Source organism: Enterococcus sp. DIV0691, from assembly GCF_051711145.1.
Taxonomy (GTDB): Bacteria; Bacillota; Bacilli; order Lactobacillales; family Enterococcaceae; genus Enterococcus_B; species Enterococcus_B hirae.
Genome location: NZ_JBIOLY010000001.1, coordinates 102848 through 120177, shown reverse-complemented (window position 1 = coordinate 120177; position 17330 = coordinate 102848). Strand labels below are relative to the sequence as shown.

The window sequence follows — 17330 nt, the reverse complement described above, 5'->3', positions numbered from 1 at the left end:
TAATCAAAAAAAGGAAAAGAGTAAGTCCTTTCCCTTCTTAAGGTAATTATGGAGCAACCGATAGATTCCATTCGACATGTCCTGTATGTGTCCCTGCTGGCGTAGTTTTTGTATTTGCTATTTTAAGAGACACTTGTCCTAATCCATAATCATAGGTGTCATTATGCACAAATCCCTGTGTTCCTGACATCAATAAAACTTGAGCATCTGATGTAATCTCAACATTTGGCACAGCAGTAACTGAACCAGCTGGAGCGTCCACTAACTGACCATTTCCAGTATTGACCTTCGCATTAGTTCCAGTATGGGCAGTTTGAATCGACATTCCTTTTTCTCCATTATCCCAAACAACTTGTGCTTTTAAAGACCATCCCATAGTTTCCCGAGTTTTGTCTTTGACCCCGACATCAAATGTGCCAGAATTTTGTGGCATGGTCACAGGGATCGTCTGAGAGCCAGTTTCCAATAATTTTGTTGACGGGATTGTAAAAGTACCTGGTTCATAAGCAATCCCAAAAGCAACCGTAGGATTATTTGATTTATTCCCTGGATCAGATGAGCTGGCAGGATCTTTCGTATTACTTGGTGGCGTTGGATTACTCCCACCATTCGTTGGTAATTCAAGTGGCGCACTGATCGGTGTTTCAGCTGTTGCTGGACTCGGAGTCGTAGTTGTGCTTGCTGCGTATACCCTTGGATTATTAATTAATAAAAAAGAAGCCAACAAGCCAGTGCTGATTAAAAAAGTACTTTTTTTCATTTATTTCACTCACTTTCTTTTTTCACACATTGGGTATTTTTATACTGTCCTGATTGAACAAAAAAAGCGTATCATTAAACTAGATTCAGTTTTTTTTGTTTTTTTTTGATTTCACACTTATTCTTAAAAAAATTAAAAAACAAATCACTAAGAAAAACAGATGACACTAACTTTTTACATATGACTTTTAAAAATAAATCGTGTACTTAGCAACCCGATGCATAAAAAAAAACCCATAAAATCCGAAAATAACACCCTTATTTTCTGGATTCTATAGGTTATTTTTTAGCTAGTGAGTTTTGCCATAATGTGATTAATTTTGAGTCAGGATATTAAGTTCAGGATACAATAAATTCAATACATCTAAAGTCAATCTTCTCCCTTTACCTGCAAATGGGTACACGTGCATATGCATCGCTGGATTAAAGTTAGCTTCGATAATCCCATAAGCAGTAGCGCTGTTTTCCGGTGCTACCTCTTTGTCCGGAATAATCAAATCGATTCCACTAATTTTTGCGCCTAAAGCTTCAACTGCAGAAACAGCTATCTGCTTATAACTTTCAGAAAATTCGTCTGTGACATCAATCGAATCGCCACCTGTACTAATATTAGAATTTTCTCGTAGATAAACAACCTGATCTTTCTGGGGAACAGAAGAAACGGTAAGCCCTTGTTCTTTTAACATCAGTTGCTCTAATTCTCCTAATTGAATTAGCTCTAAAGGTGCTCGATGATTTGTGCCTCTTAAAGGATCAAGATTCTTTTCAGCGACCAATTCAGCAACTGTACGTTGTCCATCTCCAACGACATTAGCAGGTTTACGAAGCATGATTGCTTTGACTCTACCATCAATCACAAAGAAGCGATATTCCGTGCCTGGCATAAATTCTTCTACTAAAATCGAACGATCTTCGCTAAAGGCAATCGCAAGTCCTGCTTGATAGTCCTCTAAATCAGCACCATCTTTAAAAATCGTGATGCCTAGTCCATAGTTCGTTGATTTAGGTTTAATGACAAATGCTTTGTTTGCGAATCTTGGATAGGCTTTGACTGCTTCCTCCATTGTCGTAAACTCGGCTCCGTTTGGCACACGATAGCCGGCTTCTCTCAAGACTTTTTTAGTGACCGTTTTATTTTCCATGATCAAGGGAACGATATAGCTATCTTTACTTGTCATATTTGCATTTTTCACGTACTCAATATGATCGTGATGCTGTAACCGCAAAAATTGATCAGATTCGTCAATCACTTTCACTTCAATACCTTTTTGGATCGCATCAAATAACAAGATTTGCGTAGACAACTCCATCTCTCTAAATCCTGCGAGTTGATACGGATGTTCATGCGCTTTTTGATAGTAAGAAAGACCCAAAGAGGTAGCAAACTGATGTTGACTACTTTCTTTTGCTGCTTGATAGATTGTTCCTGCTAGTGTTTCACTTGGACGTTCCAGTTCTTCTAACATTTTTTCAATCAGTGGTAGTGCCTCTAGTTGCTCAAGTTCGAGCGCCATTTTCTTCATATCAGTTAAAAGATAACGGCCTTCCTCGATAAACTCGGTTTGATTTAGAGGATGTTCAAGAGAGACGATTTCATTTTTTCTAGTTCCTTCTTCTACCCATTGATCAGCTGCTTCTTTTTCTTCCGTCCATAACATATAAGTTAAAAATAACTGTAAGAAACGAACTTGTTCTTGATCAATTCCTAAACGTGCATTGGGATTTAAATCGATATTTCTTAATTCGATATAACGCACACCCGTTTTAGCTAAATCTGCTACCCGTTTACCACCACGAAAACGAAGTGGCGTATAAAATTCTTTTTCTTCTGATAGTTTTCCTTCTTCAACCATCTTTTCAATGTCGAACAAATATTGCTCCATTGAAGCATACGAAACTTTGACATTTGGATGATTCGTATAACCATACGAACTATTCCGAATACTTCGAACTGGCTCATTAGGAGCTGGTTTATCAATGAAATAGTTTGCTTCACTTAATGGTGATGCCCCATAAAAATAGGTAATCAACCACCGATAGCGCAGAAAATTGCGCGCAGTTTTCAAATATAGCTCTGTTTTAAAAGCAGCAAACTCCGAAAACTCTGTTTGTTGCACAAACAACGATCGAAGCAAATCATCTCCAAATTCAAAATTAAAATGGATACCACTAACCATTTGCTTTCTTTTCCCATATTCTTTAGCTAAATAGCGGCGATATAACACATCTTCAAAATTTGCTAATTTTGCAATCATGATGTCTTCATCTTTTGTTGGCAATGCTGGTGGCATACTTAAAGGCCAGATCATTTCATTTTCAGGAATTGAGCGAGCAGCAACATCATAAATGGCTGACATATATTGGAAAAGCTCATGGATCGAATCGGTGACTGGTGTAATTAATTCAATTTGTGTTTCACTAAAGTCTGTCTGTATATATGGATGAAACGTACGATCGCCAAAAACACTTGGATGATCAGTACGTGTTAGATCTCCTGTAAGGTTCACTCGCTGTCCTTCTCGTTCCACACCAAAACGTGCTTGATCGATAAATGGACGTGAACTAGGATGTTTTAGTAATTGTTTAAAATTCATGTTGATTATCCTCCAGTTCGTATGCCTCTAATTATAGTAAAAAATAGCCAGAAAAAGAATGAAATTGTTTCAAAATATAAAAAAAGCCTGTCCAATTTTATGTACGCTTACTTCGTCGGTTGGGTTGGTTCACTCCCATACCTTACTAATACCATCATTATATGTAGAATTACCGTTACCTTTCTATAAGAAAAAGCATCTAGCTAAAAAGATTCAATTTTTTAGCTAAATGCTCTTCTTGCTGATAAAAAGAATAATTGCTTACTCTTCTTTCAACAATCCTTTAAATAAACCAATAACAAAATCATTAGGTTCAAATGGTTCAAGATCATCGATTCCTTCGCCAAGCCCTACCAATTTCACTGGTAAGTGAAGTTCATTACGGATGGCTAACACGATCCCACCTTTGGCTGTACCATCTAGTTTGGTTAAAACGAGCCCAGTGACATCAGTTGTTTCTTTAAATTGTTTTGCTTGTACCATTGCATTTTGACCAGTAGTCGCATCTAGTACAAGTAATGTTTCGTGAGGTGCATCTGGTAATTCTCGTTGAATGACACGTTTGATTTTTTCCAACTCATTCATCAAGTTGACTTTGTTTTGTAAACGTCCAGCTGTATCTACTAACAACACATCTGCCTGTTCACTTTTAGCACGTTCCATCGCATCATACACAACTGCTGCTGGGTCGCCACCAGCATTTCCCCGAACCACTTCGACACCAGCACGTTCGCCCCAAACCACTAATTGGTCAATCGCACCTGCTCGGAAAGTATCGGCTGCTGCCAGCAGCACTTTTTTTCCTTCATTTTTGTATTGGTGGGCTAGTTTTCCGATACTGGTTGTCTTTCCAACACCGTTTACCCCGACAAACAAAATAACTGTTAATCCTTCTTCTTGTAGATTTAATTCATTAACTTCGTTGATTCCTTCTTGTTCATATAAATCCACTAATTTTTCAATGATTGCATTTTGGATCTCAGCTGGTTTCTTTGCGTTTCTCAGTTTTACTTCTTGACGCAACGCTTCAGAAATCTGAATAGCCGTATCAAACCCAACATCCGCACCAATCAGTGTTTCTTCTAATTCTTCAAAAAAGTCTTCGTCTACTGTCCGAAAATTAGCAAACAATTCATTCATTCGTTCGCCAAATGTTTTTCTGGTTTTTTCTAACCCTTTATCATATTTCTCTTGTACTTCGACTTCTTCTGGTTCTTGTTGTTCACCAGTAAAAGCACGCTTGATTTTATCAAAAAAGCCCATACGATCCCCCCTAATCTAAAACAAATTTTTCGATAACTTTGGCTACACCATGTTCTAAGTTACTTGACGTAACATAATTCGCTGCTTCTTTAACAAATGGGACGGCATTTGCCATGGCAACACCCATTCCAGCGTATTCAATCATCGGCAAATCGTTTTCTTCATCCCCAATTGCCATGATCTCAGCTGGTTCTAAACCTAAATCTTTTGCTAGTAAAGAAATACCATAAGCTTTTGTCACACCTTTTGGCATAAATTCTAAAAGCATACTGCGGGTCTTGATGATTTCATAACGTTCATGAAATTCGGCTGGTATTTCTTTGATCTTAGGATCTAATTCCGCTTGCGGATAGGCAATAACTGCTTTATTCAACACAAACTCGTCTGTCAGATCTGCTAAATTTGCCGGTTGAAACTGCAATAATTTATTTAATGTGTTGTATAAAGATTTCTTCCCTGGTGCAGTCGGTAATTGTAAAACCACATGATCTGATAATACATCTAAGGGCAATGCCAATTTTTGCGCAAGATCATATAAACGATGGATATCAGCAACTTCCATCACTTTTTTCTCAATGATTTCTCCTGTATCATTTTTTTGAACAAGACCACCATTGAAGGTGATGCTATAATCCCCTTCGTCCACTAATCCCAACTCTTGCAAATAATGAGCCATTGCTGCTAAGGGACGACCAGTACATAAAACGATCTTAACACCTTTTTCTTTTGCTTTCGCTAAAGCTTGCTTATTCTCATCTGAAATTTGTTTTTCTTCATTCAATAATGTACCGTCTAAGTCGATCGCAATTAATTTAATCATTTATTTCCTTACACCTTCGTTTCCATTTTTCCTTCTTCATTGATATCTTCCATACGGACAGACACAATTTTTGAAACACCTGATTCTTGCATGGTTACTCCATATAAAACATCGGCAGCTACCATGGTACCTTTTCGGTGTGTGACCACGATGAATTGAGTGTCATCTTGGAAATCACTTAAATAACGTCCGAATCTTTTCACATTTGCTTCATCTAACGCAGCTTCTACTTCGTCTAAAATACAAAATGGAACAGGACAAACTCGGATGATTGAAAACAGCAAGGCGATAGCAGTTAATGCTCTTTCCCCGCCAGAAAGCAAGCTCAGACTTTGTAATTTCTTGCCCGGTGGTTGCACTTCGATTTCGATCCCTGTTTTTAATAGATCCGATGGGTCAGTCAATACCAATTCTGCGCGACCACCACCAAACATATTAGGAAAGACTACTTTAAACTCTTGCCTGATTGCTTCAAAGACTTCTTTAAAGCGAGCCCGTACTTCAGCATCCATTTCTTCCATTGTTTCAAACAATTGGTTCTTTGCAGATAACAAATCATCACGTTGTGTGGCTAAAAACGTATGTCGTTCATTCACTTGCTCAAATTGCTCAATCGAACGGATATTCACTGGTCCAAGGTCTGCGATCTGCTCTTTTAAGACTGCTACTTTCGTGCGACTACTTACAATATCGGAAGTTGGCTGGTAATCAGTGACAGCTTTTTCAAAGCTGATTTGGTATTCCGTTTGCAAATAGCTCAGCTGATGATCCAACAACATTTCTGCACGGTCTTTTTGCACTTCCAGTTTCGATTGTTTTGTTAGCTGTTGCTTTTGTTGTTGGTTTTTTTCAGCAAGTACTGTTTCAAGCTGATCGATTTCTTTTTGCGTACGTTCTCGTTGTTCCTTCACTGCCACTAGTTCTGCTTGCAGTTCTTCACGCTGTTGCGCAAGTTCCGTGATTTGGCTCGCTAAACTTTCTTCAGTGATTTCATGATCAGAAAAATCTGCAGTCAATGTTGCTAATTGTTGCTCTAAACTTGTCTGACGTTCAAGTGCTTCATTTTTTTGAACACGTGCTCCACGTAATTGGATCTGTAAATGATTGAATTGCTCTTTCAAGACAGCTAAATCTGCTTGTTCCTGTGCTTTTCGTGCTTGGACTTGTGATCGTTTTTCTTCCAGTTGATCACTTTCTTGGTTCAGTGATTTGATCTCTTCATCGATTTGTTGTCGTTGTTGTTCGATTTCCTTTTGTCTTGCCGTTAACTCTGCTTGTTGTTTTTGATATGTTTCGATGAATTGTTGCAATTCTCTCGTTTCAAAGTTTGAGAGTTGCTTTTCTTTTTCAAAGCGTGCTAAGTCATTCATGATATTTTGCAGTTGATTCGTTATTTCCTGCTCTTCAAACCGCAATTGTTCATTTTGCGTACGCAATTTTTCTTGTTTTTGGCTCAAGTCAGCGACTTTGGTTTGTAGTTCTTGAACAATTTTTTCTTGATTTTGCAACTGCTGATCTGCTTGTTCATATTCTGCTGTCAGCTGTTTCAATTCTTGATTTTGAGAGAAGAGACTGCCTTGATTCCCCCGTTTATTTGCTCCACCCGTCATGGAACCACCAGCATTCATCACGTCTCCTTCCAGAGACACTACTCGGTATTGGTATCGTATGGTCTGAGCAATAGCATTGGCACTAGTTAGATCCTTCGCTAATAAGATCGTTCCCAATAAATTGTGGACCACGGTTTGAATTTCTGCAGGGAATGTCACCTGTTCACTTGCGATACCTAAAAACCCATCTACCGCTGCTGCTTGCGAAAGAACGTGCGCAGGTAACTGTCTAGGTTTAATCGTTGTTAACGGTAAAAAGGTCGCTCTACCCCCTCTTTGCTTTTTCAAATAAGTGATTGCTTGACGTGCATCGTGTTCGTTTTCAACAATGACGTGTTGCGCTGCTCCGCCTAGAGCTGTTTCGATTGCAAGGGTAAAAGAGCTAGGTACATCAATCAACTCAGCGACTGCACCTACGATACCAGATAATTGTTGTTTATGTTGTAAAACTAACCGAACGCCCTGGTAAAAACCAAAATAGTTTTCTTGGATTTCTTGTAAACTTTTTTGGCGTGCCTTTAATTGTTGGACTTGGTTCATCAATTGGTACATTTTAGGTTGTTCATTGGTTAATTTAGTTTGTACTGTTTTCCCTTTTGTTTGAACTTCTTCCAACTCATGTTGGTTCTTAACTAAAGCTTGTTGAAGATTTGCTTGTTTTTCAGATAGTTCCTGTTTTTGAGAGGATAACGCCAAGACAGAGGCTTCTACTTCTGATTGCTTCGCTAATGTTTGTTTACTTTTGGACGTTTCTTGTAAATATTGACGTTCAAGATATTTCAATTCATTTCCGACATTCGCTTGTTCTTGCATCAAATCAACATATTGATCTCGTAATTCAGATAATAATTCCTTCGTTGATTTTTGATATTTTTCCAATTCTTGTTGTGTCTTCATCAACTGTTGTTGTGCTTCTTGGATTTCTGTTTCTTTTTCAGTTGTTTCTTTTGTCAATTTTTCCTGAAGTTCCTCAAAATGCGCTACTTTCTTTTGCGCCTCGGCCAAAGAAGCCTGATATTCTTGCGTACTCTTTTGTGTATGCTTTGTCCGCTCTATTAAGACATCTTTTTGCCCTTCTGCTTGTTTTAATCTTTCAGACAATGCCAACAGACTTTGTTGACCTTTTTCAATTTGACGGTCTTTTTTGGCGTTTTGCTTTCTTTTTTCTGATAGCACGGCTTCTTGCGATTGGATATGTGTCGCTAATTTTGTCAGCTCTTGATTGAATTGTGTCAGCTGAGTTTGTTTTTCTTCCCACTCTTTTTTCGCTAAGTTGATCTCCGTAATCATCAACGCTATATCCGTTTGGGTTAATTCTTCTTTTAACTGCAAAAATTTCTTAGCGATTTCACTTTGCTCAGCTAGAGGTGTTAATTGCTCTTGCAACTCGTAAATAATGTCTTGCACTCGACTAAGATTATCTTCTGTTTCAAATAACTTTTGTTCCGCTTTTTTCTTGCGTTGTTTATATTTTAATACACCTGCTGCTTCTTCAAATATTCCCCGACGGTCTTCTGGCTTACTACTAAAAATTGCTTCTACTTTCCCTTGTGAAATGATCGAAAACGATTCTTTTCCTAAACCTGAATCTAAGAACAGTTCTTGGATGTCTTTCAATCGACAAGGTTGTTTATTGATAAAAAAATCACTTTCGCCTGTTCGTCGATAGCGACGAGTCACGCTGATTTCTTGATAATCCAATGGTAAATAATGATCGGTATTATCCAAAAGTACTGTAACTTCTGCCACATTCAAAGGCTTACGAGAGTCTGAACCAGCGAAAATAATATCGGGCATTTTCCCACCTCGAAGGCTCTTAGCAGATTGCTCGCCTAAAACCCAGCGGATTGCTTCAGTGATATTACTTTTGCCACTCCCATTTGGTCCAACGACGGCTGTCACACTATTTTCAAAATCAATCACTGTTTTATCTGCAAAGGATTTAAATCCAGCTATTTCAATTCGTTTTAAATACACGAAGCGTTCCCTCACTTACTTTTACAGTGCTGCCAGTGCATTTTCTGCAGCAGCTTGTTCTGCTAGTTTTTTCGATTTTCCTTGTCCAGTCCCAATCAACTTGTCATCTACATAGACTTCGATCCAAAAAATCCGTTCATGTGCCGGACCTTCCTCTTTTATTAATCGGTATTCAATAAATACATCACCTGATTTTTGCAACACTTCTTGCAACTTCGTTTTATGATCCATCTCATGTGAAAAAGCACCTGCTTTGACTTTTGGAAAGACAACTGTTTGAAGAAAGGCATGGGCTGCTTCAAACCCTTGATCAAGGTACAAAGCACCTAGAAAGGCTTCAAATAAGTCACAAAGAAGAGCTGGTCTGGTTCTTCCCCCAGAATTTTCTTCTCCTTTACCTAACATGATATATTTATCAAATCCACATTCTTTGGCAAACTTGGATAAACTATCTTCACGAACGATCGCCGCACGTGTCTTTGTTAGTTTACCTTCTGGGATATCTGGATATAAACGATATAAATATTCTGAAACCATTAATTCTAATACGGCATCTCCTAAAAATTCTAATCGTTCGTTATCTGATAGTTGAAGGTTGCGATGCTCATTCACATAGGATGAATGGGTAAAAGCTTGTTCAAGTAGATTGAGATCGTGAAAAACGATAGTATACTTTTCTTTTAATTCATTTGTCAGCTGATTGTCCATTTTTCACATTCCTTTATGGATATTTTTTCAATACTTCCTTATTATACTGGTTTTTGTCTAAATTTGAAATGGTTCCGACAAAAGGTAAGTAAAGGTTTAATAAACCTCAAGGATCCAATGATTTTTTCGATTAAAGAATTTATTAGCTGATCATTTGATTGATTTTATAAATAGTATTCAAAAATTGCCAGCTATACGAAAAGACCTCCCAAACCGTTTCCGTGTTTGGGAGGTCTTTCTCATTGCCAGATTCATTCATTACTTTCGCTAAACGGCATGTATGTCCTTATTTTAAGAACGTGATTCTGCTGTTACCGTTACTTTCGCCCATGGATTTGGTGCATCATATGACCAATCCCAATCTTTAGTACGATCGCTCACTGGTAGTACTTCATTACGGAACAATGTTGGAATTGCGAAAGCTTCTTCAAATGCATATGCTTGCCATTTTTTATATGCTTCTTTTTGGTAATCTGCATCAAATGCTTCACTTGAATTGATATCATTGATCAATTTCGTATTTTCTTCTGATTCAAAACGAGTGTAGTTGAATGCTGCATTTGGTCCCCATAGTCCGTTTGGATTTGGATCAGTTCCTGTACTCCAAGCTGCTTGATATACATCAATTTCAGGATCGTCATTTTCTAATTTATCGTAGAATGAGTTAAATTCGATTAAACGTCCAGTCGTGTATTTCACATCTAAGCCGATTTTTTTCCATTGTTGCACATAGTAATCAGATAATGGTTGCGCTGTTTCGCCACCTGACATTGAAGCAAAGTTGATCGTTAATTTATTTCCGTCTTTATCTTCACGTAACCCATCACCATCTACATCTTTATAGCCAGCATCATCTAATAATTTGTTTGCTTTATCGATATCTTGCGTAAATCCTTTTAAATCGTCATCGTGGAATGATTCAAATACAGGAGGAATCAATGAAGTAGCATTGCTTCTTAACCCTGCATAGAAACGTTCCCCTACTGCATCGTTATCTAATGCATAACCCATTGCTTGTCGCAATGATTTATCTGCCATTTTAGAATTTGGATCGTATTCAACACTGCTCTTTTCAGCATTCCATTTACCTAATTTGAAGCCTAAGTAAGTGTATGATGTTTGTTCACGTCCTAAGTTTGTGTAACCTGAGACATCTTTATATGTGTCATACGTATCTGTAGGCATTTGGAAAATCATGTCATAAAGTTTTGAGTTCAAAGCTTCTGTTGCACTAGCAATCGGCAATGATTTCATCGTGATTTTTTTCAATTGTGGTTTGCCATTCCAGTAATATTCATTTGGTAGATACTCTACTGATTCTCCTGCAACGATATTACTCATGTAATATGGACCAAAAGTCACTGGATTTTTACGTACTTGATCACTTGATTCCATGTCTTTGATTGCTACACCTTCAAGTGTGTGTTTTGGAGCTGCATATGCCCAAATCCCACCACCTGATTGAAGCATACTTGGTTCCACTTTTTTATATTCGATTTCAACTGTCTTATTGTCCACTTTTTTGATACCTGAGATTGTCGGAGCGCTACCGCTATGGTATTCTTCCATCCCAACGATGTTTCGGAAGTTATCATCATAACGGATACCTGTATAATCCTTGTTACCGATAATTTCATAAGGGAAAATCACGTCATCTGCGGTTACATCTTTACCATCTGACCATTTTACATTGTCTTTTACTTTGATCGTTGCTTTTTTCGTCTCTTGGTCTAAATCTAAACTCGCTGCACCATCATTTGTGATCTTGAAGTCCGCATCATTTGTAAATAGTGCTTCATGAGAAGGTGCCATAAATGCTGCATCGTAAGAATCTTGATAAAATTCCCATTGGAACAATCCTTTGAATTGACTATCGGTTGCTACTGCAGCCTCCAATTCGCCATCTTTTATTGCATCTTTATCATTTTTCGTTGAGATTGGAAATGTTAATTCCTTCTTCTCACCGTTATTTGCTGAACTCCCAGAAGAGTTAGAACCTCCGCCGCTTCCACAAGCAGCTAATGCCATTACTGAAAAAAGTGTAACAACGCCTAAAATTGATTTCTTCATTCCTTATTTCCCCCTTTGCTTTCTTCTTTATCCTAATCGTTGGCGTGCATCGGCAGAACGCTTAAACGCTTGTCCAACATAGTTTATACTCAACATCAATACTAAAATTAGAATTGACGCAGGTAACCAGATCCATTGTCGATTCACTAAAACCTCACCGTTGCTGGCATAACCGATTAGTGTTCCTAAACTAGGAACATTTGCTGGTAAGCCAAACCCTAAGAAAGTCAAAGTGGTCTCGATCCCAATATTTGCTGCAAAGTTCATCGTTAAGTTGGTAATGATCAATGAACTTAAGTTAGGCATGATTTCACGGAACATGATTTTAAAATCACTTGTTCCCATTGTTTTTGAAGCACTCACATAATCACGCCTTGCTTCTGATAAAGTTTTACTTCTGAATAATCGAGCTTTAGCAACCCAATAAAATGCACTCATAATGAAGATGAACGACCAAACATTATATCTAGAGATAATCGATACAAATACGATAATAATCAACATAATCGGTAAAATCATAATGAAGTCAACGATACGCATCAAAATGTTATCGATGATCCCCCCATAAAACCCAGAAATGATCCCTAGTCCAACCCCGATAATCGAAGTGATGACTGTGATTGCAAAACCAATGGTGACGGAGTTTCTTGCACCGATAATCAGTTGTCCTAAAACATCCCGACCACCTTCATCTGCTCCTAAAATAAATTTTGTCCCCTCGGTAGAGATAGCACCTGGAGCTGCATATTTATCAAAGATGCTGACATACATTACTTTATCTTGGTCTGTAAATAACGCACCGATAAAGATAACTAACAATAAAATAACGAGTAAGCCTAATGAAAAAATGGCGATTTTATCTTTTTTAAATTCACGGGCAATCATTCGTAACCCCATTGGCGGGATACTTTCTTGCACAACGTCTTTCTTTTTATCACTCATTTGTCTTTTCTCCTTTCTGATTGAATTTTATTGGATACGGATACGTGGATCAACAATGCTCATGATGATATCTGAAAGCAAGGTTCCGATCAACGTCGCAATTCCTAAAATCAATACTAAGGAGGTAATAACTGTATAGTCACGTTGTCCGATCGAATCAATAAACAATTTACCAACTCCTGGGTAGCCAAAAATCTTTTCAATAACTACTGAACCAGCAATCAAGGAAGTAATTTCATAACCCATTTGTGAAGCCATCGGCAATGCCGCGTTTCGGAAAATATGACGACTAAATACTTTATTGGTTGGTACCCCTTTTGAACGAGCAGTTCGCACAAAGTCTAAAGATTTTGAATCAATGACTTCGCTACGTAAATACTGGATCGTTACAGCTGTAGCTAAAAAGGCTTGAGTGATCGATGGTAAAATGATGTATTTCATGCGATCAATCAACTGGGTGAAAAAGCCCCCTTGGATTCCTAACGTCTGGGAGCCGCTGGTTGGGAACCAACCTAGACGATAACCAAATACAAATAACATAATCAATCCAAAGATAAATAACGGAACAGCAAAACTAAAGAAATTGTAGATTACAACAGCTTTATCCAAAAATGAGTTTTGGTATCTGCCCGCCAACATACCTAGTGGTACAGCAATCAAATAAGTAATGATAACTGTTAAGATCGACAAGTAAAGAGTATTGACGATACGCTCACCAATCAAATCAGAAACTGAACGTTTGTATAAGAAACTTTGACCGAAGTCTCCTTGTAACGCATTCCCGATCCATCGGAAATACTGGACATACCAAGGATCATTCAAACCAGCTGCCTGTCTCATTTGCTCGATGACTGCTGGATCTTGGTTGGGGTTGATCAACCCGGTAAAAGGATCTCCAGGCATCGCTTTTGCCAACATAAAGATCAAAATACTAAGAATAATAACTTGTGGGATCATTAATAATACACGTCGTAATATCGTTTTCCACATTAGCTGGCACCTCCATCTTTCAACGCTACTTTATGCGTCGGTGTGATCGTACGGAGATCGTACACTCGACCAGTTGCATCGTAGTACTCCTTTTGATTTTGGATGTACTCACGTTCCACTCTTCGTCGATTCTCTTTGTGTAACTCCCGATTTTCGACATCAATCCGTGGGATAGCAGACAGTAAACGTTTCGTATAGATATGACGTGGATCATTATAAATATCTTCTCGTGTACCAATTTCAACGAATCGACCTTTATACATAATTGCGATATTATCACACATATGTTTCACGACTCCCAAGTCATGAGAAATAAATAAATAACTTAAACCAAATTCTTGTTGGATTCGTTTCATGAAATTTAATACTTGCGCCTGAACGGATAAATCCAATGCAGAAACTGGTTCATCTGCTACGATGAGTTTTGGGTTTGTCGCAACTGCACGTGCAACCCCTAAACGTTGACGCTGTCCACCTGAAAACTCATGCGGATATTTATACAGCGCATCTTCCGGCATCCCTACGATATCCAGTAGATTTTTCACTTTTTTCTTTTCCTCTTGATCACTCAAACGTTCAAAGTTACGGATCGGTTCTGCAATAATATCCAATACTCGCTTTTTAGGATTCAAGCTGGACATTGAGTCTTGGAAGATCATTTGAACATCTTTGTTATAGCCAATTTTTTGTCGGTTACTTTTTTTAGTGACATCTTTACCTTCATAAATGATTTGTCCTGAAGTCACTTTTTCTAATCCAACGACTGCTTTCCCTGTCGTTGATTTACCAGAACCAGATTCTCCGACTAAGCCATACGTTTTTCCTTTTTCAATAATGAAGTCGACACCATCTACTGCATATACATGATCCGTTACTCGATTAAAGAATCCACTACGAATAGGATAGTGTACTTTCAAATCGCTGATTGTAATTAATTCTGTCATCTACACCTCTCCTTTTTCGTCTCTAAAGTGGAAATGTTTGTAGCAAGAGCAACGAACCAAATGATTCGGAGCAATTTCATGAAGGACAGGGTTTTCTTCGTGATCACTGGCTGGGATCCAAGGAATCCGAGGAGCAAAACGACAACCAGTTCGTGGCATATTTTTCAAAGAAGGAACAACGCCTTCAATCACATGGAGCTCAGCTTCATGGTTCCCCTCTTGAGGAATAGAGTTCAACAATGAACGGGTATAAGGGTGTTTAGGATTTTCAAAAAGTTCTTTGACCCCAGCTACTTCAACAAATTGACCACCATACATTACCGCTACCCGATCAGCCATTTCTGCCACAACACCTAAGTCATGCGTGATCAGAATGATTCCTGTTTTGGTTTCTTCTTGTAAGTCTTTTAATAAATCAAGGATTTGCGCTTGAATCGTTACATCTAGCGCTGTCGTTGGCTCATCTGCAATAACAATCGGTGGCTTACACGCAATCGCAATGGCGATGATTACCCGCTGTCTCATCCCCCCAGATAATTCATGGGGATATTGTCGTCCGACTCTTGCAGGATTAGGAATCCCAACTTGCTCCAGCAATTCCAAGGCACGTGCTTGCCGTTGTTCAGCGTTCATTTTGGTATGATAAGATAACCCTTCCTTAATTTGATCTTCAATACGCATCAAAGGGTTTAACGCAGATAACGGATCTTGGAAAATCATCCCAATATCATTCCCGCGGATTTTGTTATACAAAGTTTCATTCAATTCAATCAAGTTTAAATCATTATATAAAATTTCGCCTGTGATCTTTGTGTTGTTTGGATCAAGTAACCCCATAATAGTAGTCGCTAATGTACTTTTCCCGCAACCAGATTCTCCAACGATTGCTAAAATCTCGTTTTTATCTAATGTAAAAGAAACGTCATCTACTGCATCGTAATACTCATCTTTAAGACGGAAGCCTGTATGTAGGTTCTGAACATCTAATAGTTGATTATCTGACAATCGAATACCCCTCTCTGCTCCCTGGTTGGAAGTTTTCTTAATAAAAAATGATATCCCACAGAATAAAACGTTTTATAATAAGCGTTATTCTAAGGATAGTACAATATATTATTAATAATTATATATAAAACCCCTCTACAATGCAAGAAAATTTCAGTCAGTTGCCAGAATTGTCAGAAAAATCTATTTAAAATAAAGATAAATCACTTGAAAAATTAAAAAAAAGTGAGTAAAGATCCGATTGATCTTTACTCACTTTCATGCTAATGATTAGTTAAGATGATTGCTGATGTAGTCAACTGCCCCACCAACTGTTTCAATTTGTTCTGCATCTTCGTCAGAAATTTCTGTTCCAAACTCATCTTCAAGTTCCAAAACAAATTCCATGATGCTGATTGAGTCAGCTTTTAGGTCATCTTTGATATTTAATTCATCAGTTACTTTATCTGTATCAATTTCAAAATGATTTGAAATAATTTTCGCTACTTTATTAAATACTTCTTCACGTGACAATGTTTTCACCTCCAACAATTATCAAAATTGCCGATTTCCTTCACCAAGGCTAATTTTACTGACATTTTCTAAGATTGTCCACCTTTTTTTCTATAGGGTCGTCGACGAGCAACCAGAAACATTATTCTGCAGGTTTTTCGAATTGTTCAACTAACTGCCCTACCACATTGGTTTCCAACATAGTGTGGATTTGTCTGATGGTATGTCTCACTGCATCTGGTCCAGTCGCACCGTGAGTTTTGATGACTGGTGCCTTTAATCCAAAAAGAACTGCTCCGCCATGTTTTGAATAATCCATTTCTGATTTTAATGAACGTAACCCATCTTTCAATAATAGTGCGCCCATTTTTCCTTTAAACCCTTCATTTAAAATGGCAGCTTTCAGAAGGTCCATCAGATTCATTGCTGTCCCCTCAATGGATTTCAATACTGCATTGCCTGTAAATCCATCGGTTACAACAACATCTGCTACCCCGTTCAATAGTTCCCTCGCTTCAACGTTTCCAATAAAATTCAAACTGGTTTCATTTTGAAGTAATTCGAAAGCTTTTTTAGTTAATTCGCTTCCTTTTGTTGCTTCCGTCCCATTATTCAATAAAGCAACTCGAGGTCTACCGATTCCTCGGACTTTTCTTGCATAAAATGAGCCTAAGATTCCATATTGTAATAAATGTTCCGGTTTATTTTCAGCATTTGCACCTAGATCAAGCATATCAAACCCTGCATTGGGTTGACCGACTACCGGTAAAGTAGACATCAGACCAGGGCGTTCAATGTTTTTGATACGACCAACAATAAAGAGTCCAGCTGCTAATAATGCACCAGTGTTCCCCGCTGAAAAAATCGCGTCTGCTTCACCATTTTTGACAGCTTGTGCTGCCAAAACCATCGAAGCATTCTTCTTACGGCGAATGGCTTTAACTGGTTCATCATCACTATCGATTTTTTCATCTGTATGAATAATCGTCACATTGTGTTCCGTTGTTAGATATTTTCTTATTTCATTTTCCTTACCATAAAGGATAAATTCCACATCTGGGAAATCTTTTTGAGCTAAAGCCACACCTTCCACAATGGCTTGTGGTGCGTGATCTCCACCCATTGCATCTACGGCAATTTTCATTATTTCCACTCC

13 protein-coding genes are annotated in these 17330 nt (G+C 38.1%); all 13 read right to left on the bottom strand.

Going from position 1 to position 17330, the window contains the following annotated elements:
* Nucleotides 1-46: 46 nt before the first annotated feature.
* The 13 genes from IGJ11_RS00590 to plsX all read right to left on the bottom strand — a co-directional run bounded on the left by IGJ11_RS00590 (nt 47) and on the right by plsX (nt 17318).
* On the bottom strand, nt 47-760 hold the full coding sequence (locus tag IGJ11_RS00590; protein ID WP_181914749.1) for a hypothetical protein: 714 nt from the start codon (nt 758-760) through the stop codon (nt 47-49).
* A 313-nt stretch (nt 761-1073) separates the two neighbouring features.
* The gene (gene gshAB, locus IGJ11_RS00585) at nt 1074-3353 is read right to left on the bottom strand and encodes a bifunctional glutamate--cysteine ligase GshA/glutathione synthetase GshB (RefSeq protein ID WP_251849580.1); all 2280 of its coding nucleotides are present in this window, start codon (nt 3351-3353) and stop codon (nt 1074-1076) included.
* Nucleotides 3354-3614: 261 nt separating this feature from the next.
* Nucleotides 3615-4616, bottom strand: coding sequence for a signal recognition particle-docking protein FtsY (gene ftsY, locus IGJ11_RS00580; RefSeq protein WP_010720411.1), 1002 nt, complete (start codon nt 4614-4616; stop codon nt 3615-3617).
* Nucleotides 4617-4626: 10 nt separating this feature from the next.
* Nucleotides 4627-5436 carry a Cof-type HAD-IIB family hydrolase gene (locus tag IGJ11_RS00575; RefSeq protein ID WP_063626406.1) on the bottom strand — a complete coding sequence of 270 codons (810 nt, stop codon included), beginning with the start codon at nt 5434-5436 and terminating at the stop codon, nt 4627-4629.
* A gap of 8 nt (nt 5437-5444) precedes the next feature.
* Nucleotides 5445-9023 carry a chromosome segregation protein SMC gene (smc, locus tag IGJ11_RS00570; protein ID WP_207431796.1) on the bottom strand — a complete coding sequence of 1193 codons (3579 nt, stop codon included), beginning with the start codon at nt 9021-9023 and terminating at the stop codon, nt 5445-5447.
* Nucleotides 9024-9044: 21 nt separating this feature from the next.
* The gene (gene rnc / locus IGJ11_RS00565; protein ID WP_010720414.1) at nt 9045-9731 is read right to left on the bottom strand and encodes a ribonuclease III; all 687 of its coding nucleotides are present in this window, start codon (nt 9729-9731) and stop codon (nt 9045-9047) included.
* 291 nt (nt 9732-10022) lie between these two features.
* Nucleotides 10023-11801, bottom strand: coding sequence for an oligopeptide ABC transporter substrate-binding protein (locus tag IGJ11_RS00560; RefSeq protein ID WP_010720415.1), 1779 nt, complete (start codon nt 11799-11801; stop codon nt 10023-10025).
* Between the two features lie 27 nt (nt 11802-11828).
* Complete coding sequence (locus IGJ11_RS00555) at nt 11829-12743, bottom strand: ABC transporter permease (protein ID WP_010720416.1); 915 nt, start codon at nt 12741-12743, stop codon at nt 11829-11831.
* 27 nt (nt 12744-12770) lie between these two features.
* The gene (gene opp4B / locus IGJ11_RS00550; protein WP_010720417.1) at nt 12771-13733 is read right to left on the bottom strand and encodes an oligopeptide ABC transporter permease; all 963 of its coding nucleotides are present in this window, start codon (nt 13731-13733) and stop codon (nt 12771-12773) included.
* Entirely contained in the window at nt 13733-14677 is a 945-nt protein-coding gene (locus tag IGJ11_RS00545) for an ABC transporter ATP-binding protein (protein WP_010720418.1), read from the bottom strand. The genes opp4B and IGJ11_RS00545 overlap by 1 nt, the downstream gene beginning before the upstream one ends.
* Complete coding sequence (locus IGJ11_RS00540; RefSeq protein ID WP_010736807.1) at nt 14678-15682, bottom strand: ABC transporter ATP-binding protein; 1005 nt, start codon at nt 15680-15682, stop codon at nt 14678-14680.
* Between the two features lie 270 nt (nt 15683-15952).
* Nucleotides 15953-16195 (bottom strand): acyl carrier protein, encoded by a 243-nt coding sequence (acpP, locus tag IGJ11_RS00535; RefSeq protein WP_010720420.1) that lies wholly within the window; start codon nt 16193-16195, stop codon nt 15953-15955.
* Between the two features lie 121 nt (nt 16196-16316).
* Nucleotides 16317-17318 carry a phosphate acyltransferase PlsX gene (plsX, locus tag IGJ11_RS00530; RefSeq protein WP_010720421.1) on the bottom strand — a complete coding sequence of 334 codons (1002 nt, stop codon included), beginning with the start codon at nt 17316-17318 and terminating at the stop codon, nt 16317-16319.
* Nucleotides 17319-17330 lie beyond the last annotated feature (12 nt).